We start from the raw sequence: 24,480 nt of genomic DNA, 5'->3' as shown, positions 1-24,480 counted from the left end.
AGAGTGATTACTCTGACGAAGCAAGCATGATGGTAATAAGTTGAGAGCTTTTACTGAATCAACGTATGGGTAAAGCTGTGGTGTATTTCAGTGGTTCCATCGCAAACGTAGAAGTCACATTCGATAGTCCATCAATGCTGTTTACTAGCTTTTTATAAAACTCATCGAAACATTTCATGTCCTTAACGAGCACCTTCATCATGTAATCGTACTCTCCGGCCATGCGGTAGAATTCCATTACTTCAGGGAACAACGACGCGGTTTCGACAAACTTTTTATACCACTCATGCGAGTGGTCGGTGGTTTTCACTTGTACAAACGCAGTAAAGGACAAGCCAAGCTTTTCTGGGTCTAACAAAGCCACTCTTTTTTCAATAATGCCATTGTCTTCAAGCTTTTTTAAACGCTTCCAACATGGTGTCGTGGTCAGGTTGACGGCTTCCGCTAAATCGTTCAACGACAACGTTCCATCTTGCTGTAACAACGCCAACAACTTTTTATCAGTATTATCTATATCCACAAACAACTCCAAATAGAAAAGTTTTCTACCTATAGGGAAATTCAAAGTCAATATAGCAAAGTTTTTCTCCTGATACGTAGGTAAATTATCACCATACCGATAACAAAGTAGGAAACAAAACTATGTGTACCGATATTAAATGGATTAACAACGCCGTTCGTAAAATTGAGGCGGACTTCCAACGCTCAGCCGATACGCACCTCATCAAGCTTGAACTACCAAGCATCGAGGGTATCGATGTTTATCTAAAAGATGAAAGTACACACCCTACTGGTTCGCTAAAACACCGTTTAGCGCGTTCTCTTTTCCTTTATGCGCTATGTAATGGTTGGATTGGTCCGAAGACGACAGTGATTGAGTCATCCTCAGGCAGCACTGCGGTTTCTGAAGCTTATTTTGCACGTCTACTAGGCCTACCGTTTATCGCGGTTATGCCAAAAAGTACTGCGCGCAAGAAAATCGAACAAATTGAATTCTACGGCGGTAAAGCTCACCTCGTTGATCGTCCAGACCAAATCTATGCAGAGTCTAACCGTTTAGCAAAAGAGCTCAATGGTCACTACATGGACCAATTTACCTATGCAGAGCGTGCCACTGACTGGCGTGGTAACAACAACATCGCTAACTCTATTTTCAATCAGATGGAGCTCGAAGATCACCCGATTCCTACCTGGGTAGTAATGAGTCCTGGTACAGGTGGTACATCAGCAACGATCGGTCGCTTTATCCGCTATCAAATGCACAACACTAAACTGTGCGTTGTAGACCCTGAAAACTCGGTATTCCACGACTTCTTCAAAACAGGTAACGCCAATATAACGGGTGATTGTGGTAGTAAAATTGAAGGCATTGGTCGCCCACGCGTAGAGCCTAGCTTTATCCCTGGCGTCGTCGATGAGATGCGTACCATCCCTGACGCGGCGAGTATCGCTACTATCCATTGGCTAGAGAAAAAGTTAGGTCGTAAAGTCGGCGCATCGACAGGTACTAATCTATTCGGCGTGCTGCAATTAGCGGGCGAAATGAAAAAGCGCGGTGAAACAGGTTCTATTGTCACTCTACTTTGTGACAGCGGCGAACGTTATCTCGACACTTACTACGACGCAGAATGGATTAATAACAACATTGGCGATCTACAACCTTATACTGACAAGCTAGAAAGCTTCGAAGTAACCGGTGACTTGGCTTAATCTTCAATGAAAACCAAACGCCACTTCGGTAAGCGAAGTGGCGTTTTTATTTGTTAAGTTTCTAGCTTTAGACCTTAATGGCAATACGGCGCCAATTTACCTAACTCAATAGCCGTTGTATCCCAATTAAACTCATCATTATCACTTACATAATAATAGATCACACCATTCGGCAACATCACAAACTGTATGCCACCATAGCCCGACATAAACGGAATCATCACGTCACATCCTGAGTCAACCGTCACCGATTTACCCCACATACTATTGGCGTAATATTTATTGGTGATTGTCGTCGGCAGCGGCGATGACGTAGGGTCTTCAAATAACGCGATCGCTAGCTCTGCTGGATCCAGTAGTTGTTGACCATTAACGGCTCCCCTATCAATAGAAGTGAACTTAGACAACTTCACAATATCATCGCTCAGGAAGGTCAAACCAAATCCACCAAATGGCATACCTTCACTGTCATAGGTGCGACGCGTATCTTTCGAGCCTTCATCAATACCCAGTGGCGACCAAATATCCGCCACCAGCACGTCATTGAATACATCAAAGCGGCTACCTAACTGACTCTTGGTAAAATTCTGAGCTGCAACGGTTGCAATATAGGTATCGGTCGTGTGATAGATAAACAATGAACCCGGCACCGACTTACGAGGATAACGACTTATTGAGTAATCGAGTTTGTCTTGGTGGCCTAGGACCAGGAAGAAGCCAGTATCATTAGCCGTCGAGCCTTCATCACTCATAGAACTTGAGGACAATCGATAGTTACCCGTCGCCATATCCAACGCATGGTTCGGTGTTACATCTTGCCAATCCCCTTCTGGATCATTGGCAGTTTCTGGTACAAGTGAAGTCAGGTCAGTATTCATGTAGCCTGGATACATAGCCTCTAGCCTCATCGAAACCGTACCCGCAAATGCGGTTTTAGCCGTTGAGTAAGAGGGCATTCTCAAGCGATCACAGTACGGGTGCACACCTTGTCGTGTACTGCATTCAGCACGGTAGTGAACACCGTTGAAAAACACCCCATAAGCGGTCATATGCTCCGGCGTCACACCACTACCAATATTGGCAAGGTTCAAGCCAATAGATGGATAGTCACTAACAAGTTCACTCAAGGCTCGCGTTTCAATTTTCGAGCGCTCATACGCCTGATGCGCTTGTTTGAGCGCTAAGCTATCTGCGACAATATGAGGAGTATACGTAGCGGCGACACTTCCCCACATATCAAACTGATAATACAGACATGTTTCAGAGGCGATCTGATAAGCGACCTGACTAACAGATTGATTATCAAAGGTAAACATCATTAGGCCATTATGGACACAATTCGAGTTCTTTTGGATAAGAGAAAACGGAATGGCTGCCCTGCTTGAACCATTGTCCGAGTTTTCTTTCCACACTCTCCCCGGCTCTAAAATGTACTCCCAGTATGGATGAGAACCAAGATTAATACCGCGTTCTACAGGAATTAAGTGGGTACCACTTTGAACAAATGAGAAAGAGAAGTCAGGAATATGCTTTCTAGGATCATCACCATTTCCAGTGTAACGGAAGGTATCTCTATGCTCGGTAAACTGGCCGATTCCGGCACTCTCAGGGGCGATAAGAGTTAACGTCCCTTCAAAATTATGCTCTGGTTGGGCAGCCTCACTCGGTAATGCAAACGCCTGAGTTGTCGCTAAATAGGAAACCGCATTGCTACTGTTAAGCTCAGAGTAACTCAGTTGGTTACGACTCACATTCCCACTGCCAGTGAGCGGTTGATAATTCTCCGTATACTCTCCGCTGTTATCTTCAACCCCATAACCACTTAACGTCACTTGAGCGGTTGAATTTTGAGGATCATTACTATCTAGGGTAAGTGTTGCGGTTTTTAATCCAGATGTCGTTGGCTCAAACTGCACCGTCACATCACAAGAGGTATTGTTATCCAGCGTGACCCCATCACAACTATTATTGACTAACACATAATCCGCGCCAGAAACTTGAGCACTATTAATGGTGAGCGACTGCATTCCTGAATTGGCTACCGAAATTCGCTTTTGAGTTTGACTATCAATCACCTGGTCACCAAAGTTGGCTTGCTCCGTTACTACAATACTTGGAGTCTCTCCGCCCGAATTGGCTGTTGCTGTTACTGACACATTCTCCACATAGCAATGGTCAGCGCCACCCGTTTGCGCTCTAAAACGAAGGGTTAGGCTGTTGCTTGAAGGAATCGTTATCGACGATGGATAAAAATCGCCACCGTCTTGCCCATTAGTGAGCGCTGACATTTGAGTGTAACTGTTGCCATCGTCCGTTGAGTATTCTGCTATACAATAATCAGCTGACTCAAGTAGTCTCGCTGCGAGTACGTAGTCCACATTAATATCACTATAACCGCTGACGTTTATTACTCTTTCTATTGAGCCGGTTTCTTTTAGATAAGCCGATAAACCATCAATAACGACAGTGTCATTGGTGCTGGTATTTCCATACGCGATCCAATTAGACAACCCCGAATTAAAGTCATCGTAAAAAAGCTCATCCGCTACTGTTGGTACTGAATAAAGCACAACAGATACTAGCGAGAGACAGAAAGAAGGCTTCATTCTATTTCTCCAAATATAAAGTCAATGTTCTTCCCTGAATAGGGACTTTATGATTGCCGAGCTCTGAAATATTGCACTTACTGTCGCACACAGTTGACGGCTCACAATCGAACTAATAATAGAAAAGCCAAAATACCTGCTAGGTACCAGTTGCCACTATTTCGTGGTACCAGCAAATTATTATCCCCCTCAACAACCATCTTAGTCTGGTACCAGGAAATAGTGCTAACTGGTACTAAGCCGAGTAAACCGATTCGCCTATTCTCAACGTTACATTAGTTGGGAGAATAAATAATGGAATATATAAATAATAACGAACTGCTCGCTGCATTTAATAATCAAACTGACCATTCTATTGCGGTATATAACCCACATGATGACTCCATTGTGGGATATATACCTTCTCTTTCCATTGAAGACATTAATCACAAAATAGAACGCTCTAAGGTCGCGCAACAAGAATGGCAAAATACCACCGCTAGCCATCGTGCCACTATTTTAAATAAGTGGTTCGAGCTGGTGACTGAGCACAGTGATGAGCTAGCGCAAATCATGACGCTAGAACAAGGCAAACCGCTGACCGAGGCTAAAGGTGAAGTGGTTTATGGTGCCAGCTTTATAAAGTGGTTTGCAGAGGAAGCCAAACGTACCTACGGTGACACTATTCCTGCTCCTGCTGCAGGAAAACGACTCATGACCACTAAGCAGCCAATAGGGGTGACCGCTTCCATCACGCCTTGGAACTTTCCTATTGCCATGATCACTCGAAAGGTAGCTCCAGCGTTGGCAGCAGGTTGTAGCTGTATTGTGAAACCTGCAAACCAAACCCCTCTGTCGGCTTACGCTATCGCTGAGCTTGCCTATCAAGCTGGTCTTCCCAAAGATCTGCTGTTTGTTATCAATAACCACTCTTCTGTACTGGTTGGCGACCTACTTTGTCACCATGAAGATATTAAGAAGCTGTCATTTACAGGTTCCACAGAAGTAGGTCGAGCATTACTGAAACAGACCGCTGACACCATAAAACGTACGTCGATGGAACTCGGTGGCAACGCGCCCTTTGTCGTCTTTGACGATGCGGATATTCCAGCTGCCGTTCAAGGCGCTATCGCCTCTAAGTTTCGAAATGCAGGACAGACTTGTGTCTGTGCCAATCGCTTTTATGTTCAAGACGCTATCTATGATGAGTTCGTTGATCAGTTTGTGTCTGCCGTCTCACAACTCAATGTTGGCTATGGCTTAGAAGTCGATACCCATGTGGGCCCACTGATTGATAGCAAAGCTAAAGACAGCATCTTAGCGCTGATCTCTACGACGTTGCAGCAAGGTGCCAAGCTGCAATACGGTGGCGATAAGTTATCGGGTAACTATCTACAACCCACCGTACTGACCGACGTCTCCAGCAATATGGACATTGTACAAACTGAAATATTTGGCCCCGTTGCACCGGTGATTCGATTTGAAGATGAAAGCGATCTCATCAAGCAATGTAATGACACCATCTATGGCTTGGCAAGCTACTTCTATACCAAAGACATTCAACGCGCTTTCAGAGTGGCCGACACATTAGAGTTCGGGATGGTAGGCATCAACGAAGGCATAATCTCCACCGAAGTCGCCCCATTCGGCGGTATTAAACAATCTGGTTTCGGCCGTGAAGGCGCAAAACAAGGGATCGAAGAATACCTAAATACTAAATACATCTGCTTCGGTAATCTCTAACTCTCAGCTAAGGAAAGAATATGAGCAATTTAGACTGGCAAAAAAGAAAAGACGCCGTTATTGCACAGGGTATGGGTAACCTTGCCCCTGTCTATATTGAGCGAGCCAACAACGCCACGTTAACGGATATTGAAGGCAACCAGTACATAGATTTTGCTTCTGGCATAGCAGTAACTAATACCGGTCACTCACATCCGAAAATTGTCGCTGCCGTCACTGAACAGCTACAACAATTCAGCCACACCTGCGCTATGGTGACGCCCTACACTAGTTTTGTCACATTGGCTGAAAAGCTCACCCAATTAGCCCCTGGAGATTTCGATAAAAAGGCGGTGTTCTTAACCACCGGAGCAGAGGCAGTTGAAAATGCAATTAAGGTTGCTCGCGCCCACACTAAACGTAGCGGAGTCATTGCTTTTAAAGGCGGCTTCCATGGCAGAACCAATATGTGTATGGGACTGACAGGAAAAGTGACCCCTTACAAAGCTGGTTTTGGTCCATTTCCTAACGACATCTACCATGCACCGTTTCCCAACGTACTTCATGGCGTTACCGTTGAGCAAAGCCTCGAGGCGCTCAACGACTTACTGACTACTGATATCGAGCCTTCACGTGTCGCGGCTATTATTTTTGAACCCATTCAGGGAGAAGGTGGATTTTACGCCGCACCGAAAGCTTGGACAGATGCAATACGAGTCTTGTGTGACCGACACGGTATCGTACTCATCTGCGATGAGATCCAAACCGGCTTCGCTCGTACAGGGGCGATGTTTGCGTCCAGTCACACTGACTTGGTACCGGATATATCGACTATGGCTAAAGGCATCGCGGGCGGTTTTCCTATCTCAGCAGTGGTTGGCAAAGCTGAAATCATGGACAGCGCTATGCCCGGTGGCTTAGGTGGTACCTATGCGGGATCTCCATTAGCTTGCACTGCTGCTCTCAGTGTTTTAGACATCATAGAGCAGGAACAATTATGTCATCGCGCGGTCGAAATCGGACAACAGTTTAATGACAAACTCAACGCTATGCGCAGGGAGTTACCTTGTATTAGCGAAGTGCGGCAAGTCGGCGCCATGATTGCGATAGAGCTCGACAATCCGAGAACAGGAGAGCCACTTGCACACATTACTAAGCAATTAGTGACGGCTTGTGTACTGCAAGGCGTGATCATTTTATCTTGTGGAGTTAAAAGTAATGTCATCCGCTTTCTACCTCCCCTGACCATTGAAAACGACGATATTGAAAAAGGCCTCACAACGATTTACAAATGCCTTACAAAAATCACTAATCAAAACTTGACGCTATAGTTTTACTGCATTTACTCACCAAGTAACAACCAACTAACTCTATGAATTAAATCTACATTTGGAATCTGAGTCACGTATTTACAGTTGTGAATCAGATTCCAATACAACGCGCGATCTTGGTCTCGGAAAATAACATTTCATTAACCAATACTGTTGGTAAGGTAATCAATCGTTGAGGTAAGCAGTGTTAGAGAAGTACATTCAAATCGACACCAATTTATCCCTGTCACTGCAAGACCAAATCAAAACCGGTATTACGCATGCGATCACCAGCGGCTTTCTAGATAGATCGGTGCCTATCACCTCTTCTCGAAAGCTTGCCACCAGCCTCAAAGTATCTCGCAACACCGTCCTTCGAGTGTATGAACAGCTCAATGCTGAGGGCTTTTTTATTTCGCGAGAGCGCAAGGGTTACTACATAAACCCCGAGCTAAATATTAAGCCTAAGCCCCTTACTACACGCGACCAACAGCAGACTCTGCCATGGAACAGATACGTCAAGCTCACCACTCTCGATTCACCGCCCTCTCCTCAAGAGCTGAGTGAGTATCCTTATCGCTTTATTCATGGAATGGTCGATGAGACCACCTTTCCCGTGGCTGAATGGCGTAAATGCGCCATTCAATCGTTGAACAAAATCAACAGCAAACGCTGGACTTCCGAATTTGAGAACTACGATGAACTGATTGAGCAAATTCGCACTCGTGTCCTACCTCGACGAGGAATCTTTGCACAGCATAATCAAATAATGGTTACCATGGGAACTCAGCACAGTTTAAACTTGATTAGCCGCTTGTTGACCGACCAAAGTACAACGGTTGGTATCGAAAATCCGGGATACCCAGAAGCAGTAAATCAACTAAGTGCAAAAACAGATCGCATCGTCCCAATTGATATCGACGAACAGGGAGCAGTAATTAATGAGTCATTGCACTCATGCGATTTGGTTTATGTCACCCCGAGCAATCAGTTCCCTACCACAGTGCGAATGTCAAAACACAGAAGACAAGCTCTGCTTCAAGCTGCTGAGGAACACGACTTTCTGGTGATCGAAGACGACTTTGAGCATGAAACCAACTTTATTGATGAAGACATTCCAGCACTAAAAGGCGAAATTCATAGTGAGCGTATTATTTACCTCTCGAGCTTTTCTTCTACTATCGCTCCAGGTCTGCGACTTGGCTTTATCGTCGCCGCACCTCAGTTCATTGAGCTGGCTAAACGGCTTCAACAGCGCAACCATACTTGCCCGCCTAAAAACAACTGTCAGACCCTAGCTCTGTTTCTTAAATTAGGCTACTACGATTCATTAATACATCGACTACTGACTCGCTATCGCAGTAAATGGCTTACCATGGAAAAGGCGCTTAATTTCTACTTTCCGCAATCAGGGGTAGCCTCAGCATTATCTGGTACCGCATTCTGGATCGACTACAAACCCGGTTTTGACGCAAACCGGCTGGCTAACGTGGCGCAGCAACACGGGATTTTGATCAATTCTGGAGAGAAGTACTATTTTGCTAACGCCAAGAGAAATGGTATTCGGCTGAGTTTCAACTCCATCGACGAAAGCGATATTAGGGAAGGCATAAAACGCCTAGCGCTGCTTGCTCAACACATTATGCCCGATGACTCCTTAGAAACAGTAAAAGGACAACGACTTAAGGCTGATGAAGTCAGGGAGGTGGTCGATGGTTACATCATCTGCACGACTGACTGCTTTAACATTCCTTATAAAGTGACTTTCCAGCAAGATGGTCGAATGCACGGTATGTCCAACCGCCCAAATGATGAGGATGAGGGGTATTGGTGGTTAGAAGAAGACACCTTGTGCATTCAGTGGAAGAAATGGCAATTTTCCGACGTACGAAGACAGAAGTTGATTCGCCATAACAATACCTTGTATCGGTTTGACGAAAATGGTCTTTTGGTATCGAAAGGGACTCTATTACCAAAAGCATCAATACCATCCCATTGAATAAAATGATCGCTGAGATAAATGTCACATATTTGTTAACTGGATTGCATATCTATTAAAGAAAGGTCTTACCCAACATTCTATAGTAAATTATTTTACCGCTCAGTATCTTATATATATCGCTACCTAGAACTTAAAACCAAAAATATCAACCGATATTTCACATAATTCAGCATAAGTAACTACAAAAATAACAAAACAGCGAGTGTAACTCACCAAGATAATTCTGTTTTATATAAGCCAATTCGTTGAACATATTTATTAACAAAACTGGATCCAACGATAACGACAACTGGTACTACTCGATAGTTAACCTGAGCGCTATTTTTTAAATGTCTTGAACAGGAAGTAAATAAACAAGGCCTTACTCTGGTCAAATAATTACAAGGAAGCATCATGTTACTACGCAAACATAAATTGACTGCTGTTGCGCTACTAACGCTCGCTACAGGCTTTACTCATGCCTCTGCGCTAAACACCGCAACATTTGCTACATATACCGATATTAAAGATTGGGATCCTGCCATTGCCTTTTCTACCGAAGTCATCATGCTTAGCAACGTTTACGAACCATTGGTCTGGTATAACCCTCCGAGTTCAAAAGAAACCTTCAGTCCGGCACTAGCAAAAAGCTGGAACGTAAGTGAAGACGGTTTAACTTGGACGTTCCAACTGAGAGAAGGTGTGCAGTTTCATGACGGGACACCCTTTAATTCTCAAGCAGCCAAATCTTCTATCGAACGTACGGTTTCTATGAAAAAAGGGGCTTACTATATTTGGCCTAAAATGGAGATTTCCACACCCGATGCCAATACCTTAGTCATCAAAACAGAGAAACCATCGCCTATCGATCTTATCGCTTCGTCACAGTATGGCGCTTATATCTACTCACCCGCTGCTGCAGACAAAGGCACAGAATGGTTTAATCAGGGTAATGCAGCAGGAACTGGCCCTTACCAAGTGACTCAGTGGGAAAAGGGTCAACAAGTCATTCTAGAGCAGAACGAGCAGTACTGGGGTGGTTGGCAAGACGAGCAACTCGATCGTGTGGTGCTAAAATACGTTTCAAACCCAGCGACGCAAGTACAGATGATCAAAGCAGGTGATGCCGACTTTATCAGCTTACCTTCTGCTGACCTAGTGGAATCACTCGCAAAGCATCCAGATGTTAAAGTGATTGACACTCCCTCATGGAAGAACTCACAGTTCTTAATCAATACTCAAAAATACCCAACGGATAACCTAGAGTTCCGTAAAGCATTACTTCATGCTTGGGACTATCAATCTGTGGTTGATTACATCTACGCAGGAGGAGCAACCATTCCTAGCGGTATTGTTCCCGGTACCATGTGGGGTGCTATCGAAGGTCAGGAAAGCCCACCCTTCGACCTTAAGCAAGCCAAAGCATTATTGGAACAATCTGGCATTCCGAAAAAAGACTGGGTTCTGGATGCTGCCTATATCAACTCTTCAGAAGCCTATAAAAATGCCTTGCTAATGTATCAAGAGAATCTACGCCAGATTGGTGTGACGCTGAATCTAAAGCCGGGCCCTTGGGGTAAGATCTGGAACGATGCGAAGAATCTAAAAACCGCACCGAACCTTCAGTCTATGACATGGTGGCCAACTTACGCGACACCTTCAGATTGGTTGATTGGTCTGTTCAAAACCGAAGAATCACCGTCGTTTAACTTGTCTCACTATTCTAACGCCAACTACGACTCTCTTGTGGACAAGGGTGTAGCCGCCGAGCCAACGAATAAAGCTCAGGCTTCTAGCTATTACCAGCAGGCACAGCAAGTGCTCATTGATGATGCCGTCGCTATCTTCTACGCCGACTTGAAGGGCCGCATCATTCACCACAAAGAGATTGAAGGCGTCACGCCAAACCCAGCTTACGCGGCCACGTTCTTCTATCAACTCTCAAAATAATCAGCGAGCAGGAGCTCAGAAAGAAGTACCGAGCACGGTACTTCTTTCTCAACGTCATTGAAGACATAGTGGTAAGTAGTTATGAGAAATTACATTTTTAGACGCTCGTTAACGCTGGTTGGCATCATGGTCGGCATTTTGGTTATTACTTTCTTTTTAACCAGAGTGCTACCTTCGTCTCCAGTGGAAATGATGCTTGGAGCCAAACCCACAGCGGAACAAATCGCTATCGCCAAACAAGAGTTAGGGCTGGATAAACCATTATGGCACCAATTTGTGTCCTATATTTCCCAAGCCGCAACAGGCGATTTCGGCAAGAGCTTACGTACCGGCCAAGAGGTTAAATCCGAAATTATTAAGCATATGATGGCGACCATTGAGCTGGTCACCATTGCTATTGGTATTTCATTATGTACTGGCATCCCACTTGGCGTCTGGGCAGCGATTCGAAATAAAACGCCAGTCGACCAAATGGCGCGTGGCGTATCTATTGTTGGTATCGCGATTCCATCCTTCTTTCTCGCCATCTTGCTACAAATGCTGTTTTATGGCGTATTAAACTGGTTTCCGCTGCAAGGAAGAATTGATTCTCATATTCTCATTGATGCGCAGTTTACTGCAGTTACAGGACTATTCACGGTAGATACTTTACTGGCTGGGGATTGGGTTGCCTTTAAAAGTGCAGTCCAGCATTTAGCCTTGCCCGTACTCACCCTTAGCCTCGCCACGTTTGCCATTTTTGTTCGAACTACACGCAACTTAATGGTGGAGGTGTTGAGCCAAGATTACATTCGCACTGGTCATGCGTTTGGATTAAGTCACTCCAAGATTTATTTCTTCTATGCGTTAAAAGCAACACTCGTCCCGTTGTTGACTGTTATTGGCCTGACCTATGGATTTATGCTGGGCAACAGTGTGATTGTAGAGTCCATCTTTGATTGGCCCGGTATAGGTCGCTACGTTGTCGAATCTGTCATCACTAACGACTTTCCTGCTGTTATGGGTGTCACCTTGATCCTGTCATCGAGTTATTTACTGGTGAATTTCATCATCGACCTACTGTACTTCACCGTCGACCCAAGACTGTCTCCTGAGGTGTAATATGAGTAAATCATCCGCACACGTTGCAAGTATTGCGTTAAGCGCAAATTCAGAGCCTGTCGCACAGCATCTGTGGCAAACTCGCGTTCGTAAGGTCTGGTACAACGCTAAAAACAACCCACTACTTTACATTGGCGCGTTCATTTTTATTTCTCTGATTGTCATGGCGGTCTTTGCACCTTGGCTAGCGCCTTATGACCCTGCAAAAATGAACTTTGCCCACAAGCTGCAATCGCCTAACGCGCTCCATTGGTTTGGCACGGATAACTTAGGAAGAGACATCTTCTCCCAAATTCTTTATGGCGCCCGAACCTCTCTATCGGTCGGTATTATTACGGTGATATTAGCGCTTGTTATTGGCTTACCCATTGGTCTGGTCGCAGGCTATGTTGGTGGCAAAGTCGATGGCTGCTTAATGCGAATCTCCGATGTGTTTCTCGCCTTTCCTCCCATGCTCTTACCTATCTGTATGATAGCAATACTGGGGCCAGGGCTATTGAATGTGATGTTTGCCATCGCTCTATCATGGTTCCCGTGGTACTCAAGAATTCTCCGTGCAGCGGTGATTAGCGTGCGTAATGAGCAATATGTGCTGTCTGCTCAAGCGGCCGGCGTCGGTCATTTAACGATCATGTTTAAGCACCTCCTTCCTAATGCCATGACCCCGCTATTGATTCAAGTTTCTATGGATTTTGGGTACGTGATCCTCTGGGCAGCAGCATTAAGTTTCTTAGGTCTGGGCGCTGTCCCTCCAACCATTGAGTGGGGATTAATGATAGGCAATGCACAATCGTTGTTCCTTGAATACTGGTGGACCGCCGTATTCCCAGGCTGCGCTATTTTTGTCACGGTCTTGGCTGCCAACTTATTAGGTGATGGTTTACGAGACGCACTTGATCCAAAATTCAAAGGGAGAGATTAGTATGACCGATTCTCTATTGTCCGTACGCAACCTTAGCATTCAATTTGAGAACTTCTCCTCAACTATCCATGCCGTTAATGGATGCAGTTTTGAACTCAACCGTGGCGAGATCCTTGGCTTGGTAGGCGAATCTGGGTGCGGAAAGTCCCTCACTTCAACCGCCTGTCTCGGACTACTACCAGATAACGCCATTCTTAATGGTTCGATTTGTCTTGAAGGTCAACCCCTTGAGTTGCTTTCTGCACAAGAGTGGGCACGCGTTCGTGGTGACGATATTGCGATGATATTCCAAAACCCGATGACGGCTCTAAACCCCTACTTCACCATCGAACAACAAATGGCTGATATTATTCTTGCTCACCGCAAAATCAGTCGCAAAAAAGCCAAGCTCGAAGCAATACGGTTGCTGGACATGGTTCACCTTCCAGAACCGAAACAAGCGGTAAAGAAATATCCACATCAGTTTTCTGGTGGCCAATTACAACGAATTATGATCGCCATCGCGTTAAGCTGTGAGCCCAAAGTCCTTATCGCCGATGAGCCAACAACAGCACTCGATGTCACCATTCAAGCACAAATCATTTTGCTGCTGCGCGAACTAGCCGAAAAACAGAACATCAGCATTTTGTTTATTACTCATGACCTATCCGTCGTGGCATCGCTATGTGACCGCGTGGCGGTGATGTACGCCGGAACCATTGTTGAACAAGGCCCTATCGAGTCACTGTTCAATAGCCCTATGCATCCTTATACCAAAGGGCTACTTAATTCCGTCCCAGCGATTGGTTTAACCCATGAATTGTACGCCATACCGGGTTCTGTACCTGACATGAGAACAAAACCTCAAGGCTGTGCTTTTGCCTCCCGTTGCCATGCTGCAACCGATCTATGTCTAAGCGCTGCGCCAGAAGCCAAACAATATAACGCGCATCAGGTTCTGTGCTTTCATCATCAACCCCCAAAACAGCAGAAGCAAATTGCTTGATTAATTGAGGAGGAATCATCATGGTACAATCATTATTGAGGGTCACAGACCTTGCCAAGTCCTACTCTGTTGGGCAACAAACATTACAAGCGTTTCAGCACATCAACTTCGACATTCAACCAGGCGAGTGCGTAGCCTTGGTCGGAGAGTCTGGTTGCGGGAAAAGCTCCATAGCGATGACCATACTCAAACTTATTGACGCTGATTGCGGTCATATCCACTTTTGCGGTCAAGATATCAGCGTACTCAAAGGTCGACAGCTCAAACAGCTACGAAAAGAGTACAGCATCGTATTCCAAAACCCCTACTCTACACTCAACCCTCGACTCTCAGTTCAAAAGCTATTGGAAGAGCCGCTGCTCACTCACACAAAGCTGAGCAAACTAAAACGGTTGGATAAGGTTATCGAAATGCTCACTACAGTGGGACTTAATGAGAACATGTTAAACCGCATGCCTCATGAGCTTTCCGGCGGGCAGCGTCAACGAATAGGGATTGCACGTGCTTTAATGCTCGACCCCAAATTAATTATTTTAGATGAGCCGACGGCAGCGCTGGATGTCTCAGTTCAAGCTACCATTGTTAATCTACTTAATCAGCTTAAGCAGGAACGTGGTCTGAGCTATTTGTTCATTACTCATGATTTAGGATTGGTCGAACGAATCGCTGACAGGGTATTGGTGATGTATTTAGGTGAAATTGTCGAAGCAGGTCCCGTCGGTGATGTGTTTCATCACACTCAACACCCGTACACACAAGCCTTGCTTAACTCTATCCCGTCACTAGATCCTACCCAACGTGATCGATTGCAAGCCTTATCGGGAGAAGTACCAAGTGCATTGAACCGTCCACATGGGTGTGCATTCCAAAGCCGCTGTCAAAGGTTGAGCGAGAAGTGCCAAAAAGCCTTTCCTCGCATAGCGCAAGAAAGACCCCATGAGAGCGCTTGCTTTTACCCTTTATTGAATGAACACCAGCACTTTGCAACGAACCAACAAGATAAGGTGACAATATGAGCCATTTTTCAATTGCGGGGCTGCAATTAAGCCTTCCAATGGGCGATAACTTAGCAACGTTGGAACAAAAGACTCGTGCCACTTGCCAGCGCTTCCCTTGGGTCGATATGGTGGTTTTTAGTGAACTTGCTATATACGGTGCATCACTTAAATATGCCGAGCCTATCGGAGGCGAAACCGAGCAGAGACTGATCAAGCTGGCTCAAGAACAAAGTATCTGGCTGGTTTCTGGTTCCTATTACACTCAAGATGACAATGGTACCAGCAACACCTTGGTGGTGATTAGCCCCGAGGGACAAGTTATCGCTCGTTACCAAAAAATGTACCCTTTTCTCCCATACGAGCAACAGGTTGAAAATGGCGACCAGTTCGTGACCTTTGACATCCCTAATGTTGGGCGGTTTGGCGTTTCCATTTGCTATGATATGTGGATTCCAGAAACTATTCGTGCGCTGGCCTGTATGGGGGCTGAGGTTATCATTCACCCAACGATGACGGGCACGATAGACCGCGAGATTGAATGCTGTATTGCACGAGCCAATGCCATCACCAACCAGTGTTTTATGGTGGATATCAATGGTTGTGGGCCGCTGGGAAATGGGCAATCGATCGTCGTAGGTCCGGAAGGCGATGTGCTTTATCAAGCAGGAGAAACCGAACAAGTCATTCCTATTGAGCTTGATGTAAGTCGAGTAAAACGTGTAAGAGAAAGAGGAACCTTAGGCCTAGGACAACCACTTAAGAGTTTTAGAGACCACCCAATTGCGTTTCCTCAGTATCAAGAACCGTCAGTATATCTCAATACCCTCGGTGAGCTTAAACTCCCTCCAGCCAATATCTAGAAGCAAAGGAGACTCCCCCGTCTCCTTTGCTCCTGCCTACTCAAACGGAAGAGAATTTTAGAACTACTTCTTGTTTTGACGTGCTTCAAACGCTGCCAGTTGTTCAGGTGTCGCTTTAGGCTGGTGGTTGGTTTTCCACTCATCATAGGTCATGCCGTAGACACGCTCACGGGCATCATCGATATCCAACGCCAATCCTGCATTTTCTGCTTCCGCTTTATACCATTTGCTAAAGCAGTTGCGACAGAATCCAGCAAGAATCATCAGGTCGATATTTTGCACATCTTTGTTTTCATCAAGGTGAGCCAGCAGCTTACGAAATACCGCCGCATCCAATTTGTCCTGCTGTTCTTGAGGAAGATCTTTGTATTTAAATTCAGCCACTTTACTTTCCTTATTGATTGTTTTTGTCCTCAACAATCCTAACCAACAAACAAAAAAATGCCCAGTCGAAACTGAGCATTTTATGAGACTAATTTAACCTGCGGTTTTCATTGAGTCTATAGGGGTTAGTTGTCGGTCAGCTCACCATGACTCGTCCGCGCTTTTACGTCATGGCTAAGTGCCTTGTTAAGTTCAGCTTCAACATGCCCTGGAGCCTTGGTTTTAGCCGAGATAAGTCGATACATCGCTGGAATAACAAACAAGGTGACTAAGGTAGCGAAAGCCATACCAAAGAAGATCACTGTCCCCACCGCCACTCGGCTTTCATAACCAGCGCCAGTAGACAAGATCAGAGGAATGGCCCCTGCTAGCGTTGTGAACGCCGTCATCATAATGGGTCGCAGACGTCGTGCTGACGCATCGATGATGGCTTTTTCGAACTCGACGCCTTTGTCACGCAGTTGGTTAGCAAATTCGACAATCAAGATACCATTTTTAGTTACCATACCAATCAACATGATCATACCGATTTGGCTATAGATGTTCATGCCTTGCTGCATAATAACTAAGCCTAAGAAGCCACCAAACACACCCATAGGTACGGTAAACATGACGACAAGTGGGTTGATGAAGCTCTCAAATTGAGCAGCAAGTACTAGGTAAGCCACCAGCAGAGCCAAACCAAACACCACTAGGATACTGGATTGATTCTCTTTAAAATCTTTCGACTCTCCGGCATAACTGACCGAGATATCACCCGGTAGCATTTCCACGGCTTGTTGATCCATGAAGTCGAGCGCTTCTCCTAGAGTATAACCGTCCGACAAGTTCGCTTTAATCGTGATCGATTTCTGCTTATTGTAGTGGGACAAGCGTATCGATGATGCCACTTCCTCAATGGAGGTCACCGCATCGAGCGTCACTAGTTCACCAGACTTAGTTCGCATATAGATCTGACTTAAGTCATTGGCGTTGTTAAAGTTATTCTCATCACCACGTAGATAGACATCGTATTCTTCACCGCGTTCTACATAGGTCGTTTCGCTTTTACCACCGAGCATTATCTCTAAGGTATCTGAGATATCGGCAACGCTAATTCCCAGCTCTGCGGCACGTTCACGGTTAATAGTGACAACCAGTTCTGGGGTTTTCTCAGAATAGTCGGTACTGGCCCCTTCCATAAATGGTGACTGTTCTGCTGCCAGTTCAAGTTTATCCGCCCAAGTTTGCAATTCATGGTAATCAGACCCACCAATAACAAACTGTACAGGTTCGCTCGAACCGCCTCTAAAGCCTGGCATAAATGGGAATACACGTACGTCAGGAATGCCTGCCAGTGACTTTCTCACTACATTAAGCGATTCTTGCGCCGTGATATCACGGTCATTCCAATCCTCTAGAATCATGATCACAAAGCCCGTTTGGTCGCCGGCATTACCACCAAACGCTGGTGATTGAATACTAAACGACTTTAAGAAACCTTGCCCTAGCAGCGGCATCAAACGTTTCTCGACGATGTCCATATTGGCTGACATACGGTTATAGCTGGTCGCATCGGCACCACGAACAAACGCGAAAATAACTCCTCGGTCTTCTGACGGTGTTAACTGGGCTGGGACTTGTTGCATCAGTTGGAAACTACCACCAATACAAGCCACGATAATAATTGGAGCCATCCAGCGCAGTTTAAGGGCTTTCACCAATGCCGCTTTATAACCGCGCTCAAGCTTTCTAAACCCTTTATCGACAAACTGAGTAAAACGGTTCGGTTTGACATTGGCTTTTAGGATAGTGCTACCCAGCACAGGGGTGAGCGTTAAGGCTATCAGCGACGAAAAGATCACTGACATCGCCAGTAACACTGAAAACTCGGTGAATAGGAGCCCTATCATGCCATCCATAAATGAGATAGGTAGGAATACCATCACCAATACTAATGTGGTAGCAACGACGGCGAATCCCACCTCACGCGTCCCTTTATAGGCCGCTAATAGAGGCGACTCTCCTCTTTCGATATGGTGGAATATATTCTCGACCACAACAATGGCATCATCGACCACCAGACCAATAGAAAGGATAAGCGCCATTAAGGTGATCAAGTTAATAGAGAAGCCAAAGAAATACGCGGCGATAAACGACGAAATCAACGACACTGGCACCGTCACAGCTGGAATTAACGTCGCTCGCGCTTGACCAATAAAAATATACAGCACGAGGATAACCAATCCACCGGTGATAAACAGCGTGTTGTATACTTCGGAAATTGAACGGTCGATAAAGACGGTAGAATCGTAATCGATCGCCAATCGTGTTCCTTGTGGTAGAAACTGCTGCATGCGTTCAACTTCTTTATGAACTAAGTCCGCAACTTGCAGTGGGTTTGCGTCAGATTGCGGCACAATCCCCATACTCACGTTGACAACACCGTCACTCTTAAAGGTCGAGTTTTCGTTTTCCGCTCCCACATAAACATCGGCGACATCTTTTAAGTAAATAGGGGTATTGTCGCTTGCGCGCTTAACCACCAAATACTCAAAATCAACGGGTGTATTATAGGCACGCGCGGTTCGTACTGACATCACAGTGGCATCGTTTCGAACTTCACCACCCGGACTTTCGATGTTTTCACTACGTAGTGCTGAAGTGATATCCGATGTAGCCACGCCGCGACCGGCCATGTAAGCAGGCTTGAGCTTTATGTACATCACCTGATACAAACCACCCGAAATATCCACTGAACTGACGCCAGAAATAAGGCTGAAGCGGTCGACCAGCACACGATTAACATAATCAGTAAGCTGGGTGCGGTCCATCTCAGAGGAACTTAGGTTGATATACAGTGACGCTTCACCGCTACCATTGTTCTTAAACACCAGAGGGTCATCCGCTTCATCCGGCAGGGCGCGCTGAGCACGAGCTACCGCATCACGAATGTCACTGACGCCTGTATTCAAATCATAGCCAAGCTCGAAGGTAACCGTAATACGCGACATACTGTTTCGCGTCGTCGATTCAATTTCATCAATACCACTGATGCCTGAGAGCTGGTCTTCAATAACCGAGGTGATCTGACTCTCAATGATGGTCGCAGACGCCCCTTCATAACGAGTCGAGATAGAAACAACGGGATTTTCAATATCCGGCATTTCGCGAACGGCGAGTTTACTAAAAGAAACAATACCGAACACGCAGAGCAGCAAGCTCAATACAATAGCCGCTACCGGACGTTTAACCGAAACATCAGATAACAACATTAGCTTGCTTCCTTGTCATTGCCTGCAGACTTGTCCATGCTGCGTCCAGCCGTCGGCTCAGAGGAGACTTCTTGAACAGACACTCCGTCACGCATGTTTACAATGCCCTGAACGACAATACGTTGGCCGATTTCTAACCCTTTTTCAATGACCACTTGATTGCCAACACGGGCACCTAAGAAGACTTCTGTGCGGTGCGCTTTGTTATTTTCATCAATCACATAAACAAAACGCTTAGTGCCTGAGTATTCAAGTGCCTGTACTGGGATAATAGGCGCTTCAATCGGTGGAAACTCCATTCTTGCTTGCGCTAACATGCCCGGCTTTAGGCGATTCTCTTCATTTTCAAAATGGATGCGAACACGAAGATTCAAGGTCTCTTGATTAACACGGGTATCGATAGCGACCACTTTCCCGGTAAAAATACGAGTGCCCCATGCCGACGTTCTTGCCGTCACTTCCATACCTTTTTCAAGCATAGGTAAGTAGTGTTCAGGAACTTGAAGATCAAGTTGCATCGTAGAAAGATCATCGAGCGTCAGCAACTCTGTACCAACACTAACCAGTTTACCGCGACTAAAGTCAATCAAACCAACGGTGCCTTTAAACGGCGCTTCGATATACAAATCATTGAGATTGGCGTTCGCAGCATCCAATCGAGCATTGCCAATTTCCACCGCTGCTTTTTGCGCATCAATTTCGGTTTTAGTAATCGCATTTCGGTCAACCAAGCGTTCAAATTCCGCCAAAATACGTTTCTGATCTCGGGTATACGCTTTAGCCTCTGCTACCGCAGCAAGTGCTTTATCGTCATTAAGCAATACCAATGGCTGCCCTTTCTCGACCTTTTGGTTCGCCGTGACTTTAATTTCATCGACAATACCATTAACTTCTGAGGCGATAATGACCGACTGATCCGCTTCTAATTTACCAACTAAAGAGAGAGATTGTGAAACTTGATGGATGGCAACGGGCTCAGTGACAACAGAGATAGCTTGGGAGCCAGCATTCCTTTTGGCGAAAGTCGCTGGTGAAGCACTAAGAATAGACAGTGCCAGTAAACCGATTATTGTTTTGTTTTTCATCGTGTTTGTCTTCAGTGTAAAAACTTTAGATAGTGTAGCGAGTAATACGGGGAGTAACGTCAAGAAGTGTAAATGTATCCTAAAAAGATTATTTACAATTGACGTTCATCTATCCAGAAACTATCCACGTACAAACAATGTATCACTCTGTTGATTAATAAATAATGATTAAAAACACGCTTTTTAAGCGCCTTTGTCCAAAAAGGCATCATTCAATTCAAAATCATCAAAAAAGGGTTTACAGCTATGCGCAGTTTGTTATGATGCGCTCCGCACTTGAGTGATGTGTTGGGAAAACATTAAACAAGTATAAAACTCCTGGGGGAGTTCCCGAGTGGCCAAAGGGATCAGACTGTAAATCTGACGGCACTGCCTTCGATGGTTCGAATCCGTCCTCCCCCACCATATTCTGTTTAAGTGTTAGTAACAATTAAACAAACTTGAAGCACCGCGTTGGGAAAACAGTGAAACAAGTATAAAACTCCTGGGGGAGTTCCCGAGTGGCCAAAGGGATCAGACTGTAAATCTGACGGCACTGCCTTCGATGGTTCGAATCCGTCCTCCCCCACCATATTCTGTTTAAGTGTTAGTAACAGTTAAACAAACTTGAAGCACCGTGTTGGGAAAACAGTGAAACAAGTATAAAACTCCTGGGGGAGTTCCCGAGTGGCCAAAGGGATCAGACTGTAAATCTGACGGCACTGCCTTCGATGGTTCGAATCCGTCCTCCCCCACCATATTCTGTTTAAGTGTTAGTAACAGTTAAACAAACTTGAAGCACCGTGCTGGGAAAACAGTGAAACAAGTATAAAACTCCTGGGGGAGTTCCCGAGTGGCCAAAGGGATCAGACTGTAAATCTGACGGCACTGCCTTCGATGGTTCGAATCCGTCCTCCCCCACCATACTCTGTTTAAGTGTTAGTAACAGTTGAACAAACTTGAAGCACCGTGTTGGGAAAACAGTGAAACAAGTATAAAACTCCTGGGGGGGTTCCCGAGTGGCCAAAGGGATCAGACTGTAAATCTGACGGCACTGCCTTCGATGGTTCGAATCCGTCCCCCCCCACCATATAAACGAAAGCCGGCTCTTTGAGTCGGCTTTTTTGTTTCTGCTTGTTCAATTGCCAGCTGAAGTTTACAGCAAACGTCCTTGTTTACTGCGTTCATCGACATCTGAATCGGTTTAAAAAACCTCATTGACATGAAAGTAGAAAGTACCTCCATGCTCACCGTAGCCAATATCAGCGCGAACATTCACTTTATCTTTGATCTTCAATCGCAGACCCGTACCTGCCACTTGCCAATGTATTGTCCCAAAGTCCTGAAACATCATCAGCTACAGTGCCCGCAGCGCCCCAGAAGACGACCCCGACTCGCCAATAAACCGGTAGACGATACTCCACTTGTCCCATCATCATTTGATTGTCACGATAACGCCCTAGGATGTAACCACGCATCGCATCAGATCCACCAAGATCTGGTAATTGATTCCAAGGCACATCACCTGAGGTTAAGTTGGCTTGCACTTGCCACGCGAGTAAACCGGGTAGTGGTGCCAACGAACGATATTGCGAGGCTTTTAGTGAATACTTTCCAAAATCTGCTGAGTTTGTCGCGTCACGGTAGTATCCAATATCTGCTTGCAACAATGTGCCTTTTGAGGCGTTAGTTACGTTATCACGAGTGTCGTACACATTAGATAGAAAGACTCCGTAGCTAGTGTTATCAGTTAGCTCTTGCGCGAGGTAGGCTGCACTTGGATCATCAAACTCTTGTTCGTGGGGACGGACTGACTTGATATTACCGCCCAGACCTAAGAAGTAATCGCCTTTGACCCGAGTAAGCCAGGTTGGCTTAACGTCAATCACCTGCTCTTTGAAGTCCACCTTGTTGTCGTCTTGCTGACCATTGTCATTACCACGACCATAGTAAACCGCTGCATCGTCAAACACTTTGATATCGGTAAACACACGATCGTTGCCTGAATTATAGAAATGTTTGTTACTGAAGGTAATACCTATCGAACCATTGCTGGACGCATAAGGGTTTATTACCATCGATGACGGTTGCCCCGCACCTTCAGACAGTGCGCCATACAGACCGACATACAGCAAACCCAACCCCAAACCTTGTTCTGGAGTGTAAAACACGGCCGGAATATAACTTGAGTTTAATCCTTGCTCAGCATCGTACTCTTGTTCGGCACCAAATATACTCAGAACGTCATCTAGAGCATCAGTTGTCGGATTGGGTTTTGCCTCAAATAGAGGAAGCACCTGCTCTTCAGCATGTAACGATGTCGTGGCTAAAGAAGCGCAAAGTAACATAGCAAGTTTAGAAAATCTGTATCGCATCGATAATTTGTATGTATTCAAAAGGAAAGGTCGGATTATAGAATAAAAACACCACTGTATCGTGAATTAGTGGGTTATAAACGAAAAAAACCGCAGCGGTTAAACTGCGGTTTTTGGAATGCTATTTCAAAGATTAACCCTGAATACCAACGATCAACCATGGCGCGTTAGGAACAGTGAGATCACGCTCTAAATGCCAGACGTCTTCGATGTCTTCTTCAACGTTTTCAATGGCATCACGGTAACGGCCTGAGAACTGCAAGCTAAGTTGCGCTTTGTTAGCATCAAAGTCTGCGCGCACAATTTCTGCATCAACGTACATGACGTCAGTGTGTTGCTCACCTTCCAACTTGGCACGTTCAGCCATAAGATCTTGCAACAAGCTTGGAGAAACGTATTCCTCGATCGTATGCAACTCATTATGGTTCCATGCACCTTGCAGAATGCGGTAATGCTCACGAGCACCATTGACGAAGGCTGTCTGATCAAAACCAGGAGGATAGTTATGTGGTACATCGCTGTGACCCGCTGCGCCAAATCCACCCGTTGCAGCACCTGTATTTTGCGGCTGCTCAAAGTTTTGGAAATTCGGTTGCTGCTCGAATTGGTTACGCGTGTTGCCACCAAATGCGGGTTGCTGTCGCTGCTGATTCATACTGCCTTGCTTGGCACCTAGCATACCTCGCATCAACTTAAAGATAACAAACGCAATCAAGCCGAAGATTAGGATGTCCATAAAGTTGATGCCTTCAAAAGCACCACCAAAGAACGCTGCCAGCAAACCACCAGCCAACAGACCGCCAAGAAGACCGCCCATCAAACCTTTTTTGCTGCTACCTGCTTTGTTTTGATCCTGTCTGCTGATGTTATTTGTGTTCTGTTGCTGTTGTTTCGGAGCTGGAGCTGTTTTAAAGCTCTTACCGAATGATTTACCGCCACCGAACTTCTTCGCTTCAGCTACCGGATTCACCGCTACTGCAAGCACGAGCAGAGCGACGAAAGAAAATAAACGTTTCATTCTAGACCTTTAGTTATATTGTTACGTTAAGCCATACCCACTATACATGAACTACGACCCATCAAACATAATATACTGAGCTTAGCATTAAAGGAATCACTCTGACATCTCGACTTGTTTCAGAATATTGCACGTATGTTAAGAGCTAGGTAGAAGTACAGACAAAACTATGCGCGAAGCCCGCAAGACAGGGCTTCATTAGTTGACGCTTAAACATCACGCCTCTAAAATAACGAACCGTGTTCAATTAACGATCCACAA

The 24,480-nt window shown here is 45.5% G+C and carries 17 protein-coding genes and 5 tRNA genes; 15 read left to right on the top strand and 7 right to left on the bottom strand.

What is annotated here, in order from left to right; genetic code table 11:
• Window positions 1–58: 58 nt before the first annotated feature.
• Window positions 59–520: an Lrp/AsnC family transcriptional regulator gene (locus VTH8203_RS06090; protein WP_096992857.1), complete on the bottom strand. Its 462-nt coding sequence runs from the start codon at window positions 518–520 to the stop codon at window positions 59–61.
• A 122-nt stretch (window positions 521–642) separates the two neighbouring features.
• Between VTH8203_RS06090 and VTH8203_RS06085 the strand changes: the two genes are divergently transcribed.
• On the top strand, window positions 643–1,710 hold the full coding sequence (locus VTH8203_RS06085; RefSeq protein WP_096992856.1) for a PLP-dependent cysteine synthase family protein: 1,068 nt from the start codon (window positions 643–645) through the stop codon (window positions 1,708–1,710).
• A 74-nt stretch (window positions 1,711–1,784) separates the two neighbouring features.
• On the opposite strand, the gene VTH8203_RS06080 is transcribed toward VTH8203_RS06085, so the two are convergent.
• Window positions 1,785–4,316 carry a choice-of-anchor D domain-containing protein gene (locus VTH8203_RS06080; RefSeq protein WP_096992855.1) on the bottom strand — a complete coding sequence of 844 codons (2,532 nt, stop codon included), beginning with the start codon at window positions 4,314–4,316 and terminating at the stop codon, window positions 1,785–1,787.
• 294 nt (window positions 4,317–4,610) lie between these two features.
• On the opposite strand from VTH8203_RS06080, the gene VTH8203_RS06075 reads away from it, so the two are divergent.
• The 9 genes from VTH8203_RS06075 to VTH8203_RS06035 all read left to right on the top strand — a co-directional run bounded on the left by VTH8203_RS06075 (window position 4,611) and on the right by VTH8203_RS06035 (window position 16,124).
• Complete coding sequence (locus tag VTH8203_RS06075) at window positions 4,611–6,038, top strand: NAD-dependent succinate-semialdehyde dehydrogenase (RefSeq protein WP_096992854.1); 1,428 nt, start codon at window positions 4,611–4,613, stop codon at window positions 6,036–6,038.
• A gap of 20 nt (window positions 6,039–6,058) precedes the next feature.
• Entirely contained in the window at window positions 6,059–7,348 is a 1,290-nt protein-coding gene (gene gabT, locus VTH8203_RS06070) for a 4-aminobutyrate--2-oxoglutarate transaminase (protein ID WP_096992853.1), read from the top strand.
• 184 nt (window positions 7,349–7,532) lie between these two features.
• Entirely contained in the window at window positions 7,533–9,326 is a 1,794-nt protein-coding gene (gene pdxR / locus VTH8203_RS06065) for a MocR-like pyridoxine biosynthesis transcription factor PdxR (RefSeq protein ID WP_096992852.1), read from the top strand.
• Between the two features lie 396 nt (window positions 9,327–9,722).
• Window positions 9,723–11,258: an ABC transporter substrate-binding protein gene (locus tag VTH8203_RS06060; RefSeq protein WP_096992851.1), complete on the top strand. Its 1,536-nt coding sequence runs from the start codon at window positions 9,723–9,725 to the stop codon at window positions 11,256–11,258.
• A gap of 81 nt (window positions 11,259–11,339) precedes the next feature.
• Entirely contained in the window at window positions 11,340–12,359 is a 1,020-nt protein-coding gene (locus tag VTH8203_RS06055) for an ABC transporter permease (protein ID WP_088876880.1), read from the top strand.
• A gap of 1 nt (window position 12,360) precedes the next feature.
• Window positions 12,361–13,281, top strand: a complete 921-nt coding sequence (locus VTH8203_RS06050; RefSeq protein WP_096992850.1) for an ABC transporter permease — start codon at window positions 12,361–12,363, stop codon at window positions 13,279–13,281.
• Window position 13,282: 1 nt separating this feature from the next.
• Window positions 13,283–14,266, top strand: coding sequence for an ABC transporter ATP-binding protein (locus VTH8203_RS06045; RefSeq protein WP_096992849.1), 984 nt, complete (start codon window positions 13,283–13,285; stop codon window positions 14,264–14,266).
• Between the two features lie 20 nt (window positions 14,267–14,286).
• Window positions 14,287–15,282, top strand: a complete 996-nt coding sequence (locus tag VTH8203_RS06040) for an ABC transporter ATP-binding protein (RefSeq protein ID WP_096992848.1) — start codon at window positions 14,287–14,289, stop codon at window positions 15,280–15,282.
• Complete coding sequence (locus tag VTH8203_RS06035; protein WP_096992847.1) at window positions 15,279–16,124, top strand: carbon-nitrogen hydrolase family protein; 846 nt, start codon at window positions 15,279–15,281, stop codon at window positions 16,122–16,124. Before VTH8203_RS06040 ends, VTH8203_RS06035 begins: the two co-directional genes overlap by 4 nt.
• Window positions 16,125–16,187: 63 nt before the next feature.
• On the opposite strand, the gene VTH8203_RS06030 is transcribed toward VTH8203_RS06035, so the two are convergent.
• The 3 genes from VTH8203_RS06030 to VTH8203_RS06020 all read right to left on the bottom strand — a co-directional run bounded on the left by VTH8203_RS06030 (window position 16,188) and on the right by VTH8203_RS06020 (window position 20,847).
• Window positions 16,188–16,508, bottom strand: coding sequence for a DUF1244 domain-containing protein (locus tag VTH8203_RS06030; protein ID WP_096992846.1), 321 nt, complete (start codon window positions 16,506–16,508; stop codon window positions 16,188–16,190).
• 125 nt (window positions 16,509–16,633) lie between these two features.
• A complete protein-coding gene (gene vexH / locus VTH8203_RS06025; protein WP_096992845.1) occupies window positions 16,634–19,762 on the bottom strand; it encodes a vibriobactin export RND transporter permease subunit VexH in 3,129 nt (1,042 codons plus the stop codon).
• On the bottom strand, window positions 19,762–20,847 hold the full coding sequence (locus tag VTH8203_RS06020; protein WP_096992844.1) for an efflux RND transporter periplasmic adaptor subunit: 1,086 nt from the start codon (window positions 20,845–20,847) through the stop codon (window positions 19,762–19,764). Before VTH8203_RS06020 ends, vexH begins: the two co-directional genes overlap by 1 nt.
• Window positions 20,848–21,167: 320 nt before the next feature.
• Between VTH8203_RS06020 and VTH8203_RS06015 the strand changes: the two genes are divergently transcribed.
• The 5 genes from VTH8203_RS06015 (at window position 21,168) to VTH8203_RS05995 (ending at window position 21,916) form a co-directional block, all read left to right on the top strand.
• Window positions 21,168–21,252: transfer RNA gene (locus VTH8203_RS06015), tRNA-Tyr, on the top strand.
• Between the two features lie 81 nt (window positions 21,253–21,333).
• Window positions 21,334–21,418 (top strand) — tRNA-Tyr (locus VTH8203_RS06010).
• 81 nt (window positions 21,419–21,499) lie between these two features.
• Window positions 21,500–21,584, top strand: a tRNA-Tyr gene (locus VTH8203_RS06005).
• Between the two features lie 81 nt (window positions 21,585–21,665).
• Window positions 21,666–21,750 (top strand) — tRNA-Tyr (locus tag VTH8203_RS06000).
• Window positions 21,751–21,831: 81 nt separating this feature from the next.
• Window positions 21,832–21,916 (top strand) — tRNA-Tyr (locus VTH8203_RS05995).
• Between the two features lie 190 nt (window positions 21,917–22,106).
• On the opposite strand, the gene VTH8203_RS05990 is transcribed toward VTH8203_RS05995, so the two are convergent.
• On the bottom strand, window positions 22,107–23,201 hold the full coding sequence (locus VTH8203_RS05990) for a BamA/TamA family outer membrane protein (protein ID WP_096992843.1): 1,095 nt from the start codon (window positions 23,199–23,201) through the stop codon (window positions 22,107–22,109).
• Window positions 23,202–23,334: 133 nt separating this feature from the next.
• Window positions 23,335–24,219 carry a Tim44 domain-containing protein gene (locus VTH8203_RS05985; RefSeq protein ID WP_096992842.1) on the bottom strand — a complete coding sequence of 295 codons (885 nt, stop codon included), beginning with the start codon at window positions 24,217–24,219 and terminating at the stop codon, window positions 23,335–23,337.
• Between the last annotated feature and the right edge of the window lie 261 nt (window positions 24,220–24,480).

Source organism: Vibrio thalassae, from assembly GCF_900089835.1.
Lineage (GTDB): Bacteria > Pseudomonadota > Gammaproteobacteria > Enterobacterales > Vibrionaceae > Vibrio > Vibrio thalassae.
This window is presented reverse-complemented; position numbering and strand designations above follow the sequence as displayed.